This is a genomic window from Megasphaera jansseni (assembly GCF_047974155.1).
Lineage (GTDB): Bacteria > Bacillota > Negativicutes > Veillonellales > Megasphaeraceae > Megasphaera.
In genome coordinates this window covers 158,675-165,777 of the sequence record NZ_JBHYRR010000001.1, presented here as the reverse complement: position 1 = coordinate 165,777, position 7,103 = coordinate 158,675, and the positions used below count along the sequence as shown (strand labels likewise).

Genomic DNA, 7,103 nt, shown 5'->3' with positions numbered 1-7,103 from the left:
CCAACACAGGTCAGCTTACGGTGATTGTGGCAATAAAAGACATCATTTTTCGCGTCATAGTCCATATTCTGGAATTTGCCAATATCTTTCTTGAAACGGCGTTTTTTCCGCTGCTCATGGTCGGACGGTTTGATGTAAGCATCATACCCCTGTTTGGCGAGCTTCGTGTAATTTTCTTCGCTTTCATAGCCGGAATCTGCAATGATACGGGCATACTGGAAGGGGAAATGCTTGCGAAAATCTTCGAGGAAAGGCAACAGGGTGGTACAATCTGAAGTCTGCGGTCCGACAGTGACCCAGGTAACGAATCCAGCGTCCACGCCATATTGTACATTATATGCAGGCTTGACCTGGCCGTTTTTCATGGCGTCTTCTTTCAGATGCATGAAGGTGGCATCGATATCGGTCTTGGCATAGCTGTTCCGGTCCCCGCAGTAATGAAGCTGGACGGCGTACTCTTTTGTCTTATGCAGGAAATCCTTGGTTTTTTCAATGGCCTTTTGCAGTGGCGTCTTACGATGCCCTTTGCCATGGACGAAGACGATGTGCCCTTCTCGTTGAAGCCGTTTCAATTTTCCCAACAGCCGCCGTAAATGGTACCGATGGACAGCGTGTGTATGGAGCACTTGGATGCCAAAGAGTTCCTGGGTCTGAAGAATAAAGCCCGGGATTTTTGCGAATACTTTAGCCTGCCGTTTCGTGACACTCTTCTTCCAGACAAAGGTGTATTTATTGGCGACAGATTCGATTTTTGTCCCATCGATGAACAAGTTCTTCAGAGATAAGGCCCCGGCCTGAGCCAAGACGGCATCCATGTCGGCAAACAAGATTTGGCTGCATGCCGCCATATGATGAGAACGGAAACGGGCGATAGTTGCATGATTGGGAACGGGTTTCCCTTCCAACAGATATTGGAAATTCAAATCTCTCCGGCAGGCCGATTCAATACGACGGGAACTGAAAATCTGGTTCATGCTGGCATAAATGACGATGGCCAGTAACTGGCGTGGTGAAGCCTGATTTTTCTCGATACGAGAATACGTCTGGTACAGCGGTGATAAATCCATCCTTTCTATGAGCAGCTTCACTAACCGCACGGGATCGTCATCTGGAATCTGAAATGAAATATTCAAGGGAAGTGACAGTTGATAAGGAGCTTCCCATATTGTATAATTGACATGCGTATTTAGTGTCTTCATAACTCTATTTTACGCGCAATCCCGGGCTTTTTACAGTCCGGGATTTGTTTTTTTCAGATTTTTTTTGTTCAGCCCTAATGGATACGGCTGCCTGGCCCCTGACGGGTGACATTGCGGGAACGACCTCGGTCCGGCGCGGTCCTTGTAGGCCGTGCCGGATGCCGTGCGTGCTATTTGCGTCCGGCGTGCTGCTTTGTTTGAGCGCAGCGAGTTTCAGCACGTCAGCAAATGGCACTCTCGGCAAGAGGAGTGGAGCACGCGAACCCGCCAGGGGCCAGGTGGCCGATGCCAACCTCTTCAGAAGAACCCCTCAGACCGCCGTTGGCGGCCAGCTCCCCTTCACAGGGGAGCCTTTTGGCGCTCCTGCGCCTGATTTCCAGAGTCTATGGCGGCAAAGCCGCTTCTGAGTCCGAGCAAACAGTCCATGAAGAACGACCATAAAGCTATGATATTTTTGCATACATAAAAAGAGCCTGTGCACGATTACGTGCGACAGGCCCTTTCTTTTAGGGCCGCGATTTCTTCGGCCAGGCGTCTTTCTTCTTCTTCGTTGCGTTCGATGGTGATGGTGAAGGCCATGCCTTCATCGGCGCCATCCGGCAGGAGTTCCAGTGGGAACTGGAGTTCGTGTTCGTCGTCGTTGAGGATGATGTACGCTGTCTGTTCGGTAATGCGGTCGAGGCTGCCGACGAGTTCTTTTTTCATGTTAGTGCTCCTTTTCGATGCTGTACGACGAGCCATCAGTGGTGATGGTGATGACGCCGTTGCGGTCGGTGCGATAGACTTCGACGTTATATTTCTGCAAGGTCTTCAGCGTCGGTTCGTGCGGGAATTTGTACTGGTTGCCGGCGGCGCAGGAAATGGTGGCTGCCTTGGGCGCTACGGCTTTGACGAAGGCGTCGGACGACGAGGTCTTACTGCCGTGATGGCCGACTTTGAGGACGTCCGATTTGAGGTCCGCTGGTTTATAGTCCTTGAGAATCTTATCTTCGACTTCTTTCTGGGCATCGCCGGTAAACATCATGGAGAACTGGCCATAGGTCATCTTGCAGACGATGGAATTGTCATTGGTCAGGCCGCTTTCGGAAACGCCCTGGGTATTTTCCTTGGTGAAAGGCGTGCCCGGCGACAGGACGGTAAAGGTGACGTCATCGCCCAGGGTGAAGGTATCGCCCTTTTTCAAGGTCTTATAGGCAATGTTCTTGGCCTTGATGTTCTTCAAATAATTGCGGTACATGGCCGTATTGGCACTCTGTCCATTATCGTAAATCTGTTTGATCTTAAAGTCCTTGAACAGTTCCGCCATGCCGCCCAGATGGTCGCCGTGGGGATGGGTGATGACGATGATGTCGATGTCCTTGACCTTGCGTTCTTTGAGCTGTTTGACCAAATCGGCCCGGCTATCGACTTCGCCTGTATCGATGAGCATATTCTTGCCTTTATACTGGATGAGCGTCGCATCGGCCTGGCCGACATTGAGAACGGATACGCGCAGGTCCTTGTCGGACGCACTCAGGGACTGGACAGCCTTGGCTCCGCCAGATGAGCTGGACGACGCGCTGTTGCCACAGCCGGTCAGGATGAGCATGAAGCTCATGACCAGGGCCAGGGCGGCCGTAAAGAGTTTTCTTTTTTTCACTTTATTTTCCTCCAATCAGGGGCTGCTGCAAAATAGGCAGGGCTAAATCATCTTCTAAAGAAGCCAGGACGCCGGGAAGGGCATCGGCTGTTTCCATCGGTGTAAAACCATACGGGCCGTGCGCTTTGCGGCAGGCATCGCCGGCTGCTCCGTGGAGATAGACACCGGCGCAGGCAGCACTGCACAAGTCGCTCATGCCCTGATGGGCCGTCATGGCGGCAATCATGCCGGTCAGGACATCGCCCATACCGCCGCAGGCCATGCCGGCATTGCCGGTGGAATTGATGTAGACGTTCCCTGTCCTGGCTGAAACGATGAGCGTCGGCGCCCCTTTGAGGACGAGGTTGACTTTCCATTCCGAGGCAAACTGTCGGGCTGCAGCGATAGGATCCGCTTTGATTTCCGTCATGGACAAGCCGCTAATACGCGAAAATTCCGCCAAGTGCGGCGTCATGATGATCCGGCTGCCCCGTGAAGCGATGAGGGCCTTTTCTCCAGCCAGCAAGTTGAGGGCATCGGCATCGAGAACGACCGGGCAATCCACAGCCGGCAAGACTTTCAGGAGAAAGGCCTTCGTATCGTCGTCGCGGCCTATACCGGGTCCCATGGCCAGGACAGACCAGTTCTTGCTTTCGGCAATGATTTCATCGGCATCAGCGGCAGTGAAATGGTCGCCAGTACCGACACCGCGGACCATGATTTCCGGCTGGACGCCGATGCAGTACGGTGCCGTCGCACCGGGCACGCGAAGGAAGACCTTACCAGCCCCGCTGCGGACGGCTCCGTGAGCGGCCATGAGAGCGGCTCCGGCCATCTGGCTGCTGCCGGTGACGATGGCGATGGTGCCGTGAGTCCCTTTATGGCTGTCCGGGCTGCGGGGCACGACGATTTCAGCGATATCCGATTCCTGTAACAAATAAGCCGGATCCTCTTCGAGCTGCATGAGCAGCGGGCCGGGCATACCGATGGGATCGACTTCGACGTGGCCGGCACAGGCCCGGCCGGGATAGAGGACCAGGCCCCGTTTGAGGGCACCGAAGGTGACAGTCATATCGGCAAAGAGCGGACCGTCTTCATCGTCGTCGCCGTTGCTGACAGCGCCCGTATCGGAATTGACGCCCGTCGGCATATCGACAGCGATGACCGTTACGGCACCGGCGGCAGCAGCGGCGTTGACTTCGGCTACGATAGAGGCAATGGGCTGGCGCAGGCTGCCGTGGAAGCCCGTCCCCAACATGGCGTCGATGACGACAGAAGACGCGAGGAGACGTTTCCGTAAAAGCTGCCAATCGGCTTCCGACTGCGGTGCCGGCAAGAGCAGGCACGTTTCTTCGTCAGCCAACTGCTGCAAGGTATGCAAGTGCTGGCGGGCTTCATCGCTATAGTCGGCTTCTTCGCCGAGGATATAGACATAGGTTCTGGCTCCGGCGGCCAAGATATGGCGAGCGATGACGAAGCCGTCGCCGCCGTTATTGCCTTTGCCGCAAAAGAGGACGACGTCCTTACCATCCCAGCCTTCCAGCCAGGCACCGGCCCGTTCGGCGACGGCATGGCCGGCATTTTCCATGAGGACAGCCGGCGCAATGGCATATATGCCATGCATAGCTATCCGATCCATATTCCGCATCTGAGCGGCAGTAGTGACTTTTTGCATAGTATTTTCTCTCCTATTTTTATTGAAAAGGGGCGCATGTAGAGGGGCCTGACGGCCCGCAGGCCGCAGTTCGCCGTTCGCAGGCCGCCATGGACTCAAATAGCGCTGCGCGGCGTCAAACTCAAAGGAACGACATCGCCTCGGGAACACCTCGGCTCGTAGAAAAAATCGTGGATCGTAAAATCCCGCCATTGGATAAGAATGGGCTGTGGTTAAACCTCACAGCGGCACTATCTGACAGGAAATCAACCTCTCAGTCAGCTTTGCTGACAGCTCCCCTATTAGGGGAGCCATTGCGGCCTGCCATCTGCGGCCTGCGAACTGCGTTTTCTTCTACCCTAATACGGTGAAGGCGATGGCGTAATCGCCGTCGTGGGCGATGGACAGGGACGGCGGCTGGCTGCCCTGGTCCACGGCCTGGGCGTAATAGCCATGGAGCTGGTAATATGGGGCGCCCAGCGAATCGTGGCAGACTTCGACGTCGGTCCATTTTCCCTGACGGAAGCCGGTCCCCAAGGCCTTGAACAAGGCTTCTTTGGCGGCAAAGATGCCAGCCAGGGATTCAGACTGCCAAGTACCATCGGCCCGCTGGCAATAGGCCCGTTCCTGTTCCGTGAAAAAGCGCCCCAGGGAACGGCCATGACGGGCGGCCATGTCCGCTATACGGCTGATTTGTACAATATCGGTTCCACAATGCATCGCGCTTTCTCCCTCCTTTTTGGGCCTGACGGCCCCGCTGTCCGCAGTTCGCAGGCCACTTTGGAGTCAGATGCCGCTACGCGGCGCCAAACTCACATGGACGACATCGCCTCGAAAAAAAGCCGTAGCTCGTAAAATCCCGCCATTGGACAAGAATGGGCTGTGATTGAATCTCACAGCGGCATTATCTGACAGGAAATCAACCTCTCAGTCAGCTTTGCTGACAGCTCCCCTATTAGGGGAGCCATTACGGCCTGCCATCTGCGACCTGCGAACGGCGTTTTCCCTCCTTCACCACAAAAAGGAGGCTGCCGCACTAGCGACAACCCCCTCTGTCTTTCATTACCACTTCTGCATTCGGATACAAACGCCCAATCCTTCCAGGATGACCCGGAAGGTCATAAAGGATACGGTCATATCGTCATGAAGGCCGTGGGCTACTTTATAGGAAATGGTGACGGTCTGATGTTGATAGTCGTAACGGAAGCCGTGCAGGTTGGTCTCAAAGGTGTATTTGGGAGCCGGGATGGCAAACTGCGGCGGCTTTTCTACTTCCAGGCCATGGGTCAGGCGTTCGAGGATGACTCGTTTGGGCAGTTCAGACTGCAACATCTCTTCTGTAAAGCTATCCAATACAGACATGTATCCCCCTCAGTCTTCGTCAAAGAAGTGTGCGTGGATGGCTTTGACAGCTTTATCGATGACATCTTCTGCAATGAGGCAGGTGATGCTGATTTCCGAAGTGGAAATGATTTCGATATTGATGCCGTTATCGCCGAGGACACCGAACATGCCGGCAGCGATGCCCGGATGGCCGGCCATGCCAGCACCGACAACGGAAACTTTGGCCATCTTGTCATCGATGAGGATATCTTCGACGGGCATTTCCTTGCGGAGATCGGCAAAGACGGCTTTAGCCTGTTCGAGGTCTGTACGGGCGATGGTAAAGGTGATATCCGTTACGCCTTCGTTGGCAATGCGGACACTCTGGACGATCATGTCGACGTCGACGTGTTTTTCTGCCAATTCAGCAAAAACGCGATAAGCAAAGCCCGGTTTATTGGGAATCCCTAAAACGGTGATTTTTGCAACATTTTTATCCGAAGCGACGCCGCGGATGAGATACTGTTTGACTTCCATAGAGCAATCCTCCTGTATCATAGTTCCTTCATCTTCAGAAAAAGTCGAGCGTACATGGATGGGGACGCCGAAGCGGCTGCCCATTTCGACGGCACGGGGCTGCATGACACCGGCGCCGAGTTTCGCCATTTCCAGCATTTCGCCGTATGTAATCTGTTCGATTTTCCTTGCATTGGGAACGACACGGGGATCGGACGTATATACGCCGTCAACGTCGGTATAGATTTCACAAACATCAGCATGGATGGCACCGGCAATGGCAACGGCTGTCGTATCGGAACCGCCGCGGCCCAGCGTCGTGATATCGCCATGGCCCGTAATGCCCTGGAAACCAGCGACGACGACGATATTGCCCTGATCCAGTGCTTTCATGATGCGGCCCGGTTTCAATGCCAGGATACGGCCTTTGTTAAAGGCATCGCTGGTCTTGATGCCGGCCTGAGCACCGGTAAAGGAAATAGCCTTCTGGCCGGCTTCCTGGAAAGCCATAGCCATGAGGGCGATGGAGACCTGTTCGCCCGTCGTCAGGAGCATGTCCATTTCACGGCCGTAAGTCTTAGAGGTAATCTGCTTTGCTAATGCCACTAAATCGTCGGTAGTATCCCCCATTGCAGAAACAACGATGACGATTTTGTCTTCAGGCTTCTTGCCCTTCAAGACTCGTTGTACAATAGCCCGCATTTTGTCCGGTGTCGCAACGGAGCTGCCGCCGAACTTCTTAACGATTAATGCCAACTTAAATCCCTCGCTTTTGTTTGTTTAAGTATTCATT

At 54.2% G+C, this 7,103-nt stretch carries 7 protein-coding genes; all 7 read right to left on the bottom strand.

Annotated features, from left to right (window positions below):
• Positions 1-1,133 (bottom strand): transposase (locus ACE418_RS00775; protein ID WP_416448683.1); only part of this gene is annotated, 1,133 nt, incomplete at its 3' end.
• 549 nt (positions 1,134-1,682) lie between these two features.
• The gene (locus ACE418_RS00770; RefSeq protein WP_416448682.1) at positions 1,683-1,904 is read right to left on the bottom strand and encodes a DUF3006 family protein; all 222 of its coding nucleotides are present in this window, start codon (positions 1,902-1,904) and stop codon (positions 1,683-1,685) included.
• A gap of 1 nt (position 1,905) precedes the next feature.
• Positions 1,906-2,838: a ComEC/Rec2 family competence protein gene (locus ACE418_RS00765; RefSeq protein ID WP_416448681.1), complete on the bottom strand. Its 933-nt coding sequence runs from the start codon at positions 2,836-2,838 to the stop codon at positions 1,906-1,908.
• 1 nt (position 2,839) lies between these two features.
• On the bottom strand, positions 2,840-4,492 hold the full coding sequence (locus ACE418_RS00760; protein ID WP_416448680.1) for an NAD(P)H-hydrate dehydratase: 1,653 nt from the start codon (positions 4,490-4,492) through the stop codon (positions 2,840-2,842).
• A 333-nt stretch (positions 4,493-4,825) separates the two neighbouring features.
• Positions 4,826-5,191: a holo-ACP synthase gene (gene acpS / locus ACE418_RS00755; RefSeq protein WP_416448679.1), complete on the bottom strand. Its 366-nt coding sequence runs from the start codon at positions 5,189-5,191 to the stop codon at positions 4,826-4,828.
• A gap of 342 nt (positions 5,192-5,533) precedes the next feature.
• On the bottom strand, positions 5,534-5,833 hold the full coding sequence (locus ACE418_RS00750; protein ID WP_020723737.1) for a hypothetical protein: 300 nt from the start codon (positions 5,831-5,833) through the stop codon (positions 5,534-5,536).
• Positions 5,834-5,842: 9 nt separating this feature from the next.
• The gene (locus ACE418_RS00745) at positions 5,843-7,066 is read right to left on the bottom strand and encodes an aspartate kinase (RefSeq protein ID WP_416448678.1); all 1,224 of its coding nucleotides are present in this window, start codon (positions 7,064-7,066) and stop codon (positions 5,843-5,845) included.
• Between the last annotated feature and the right edge of the window lie 37 nt (positions 7,067-7,103).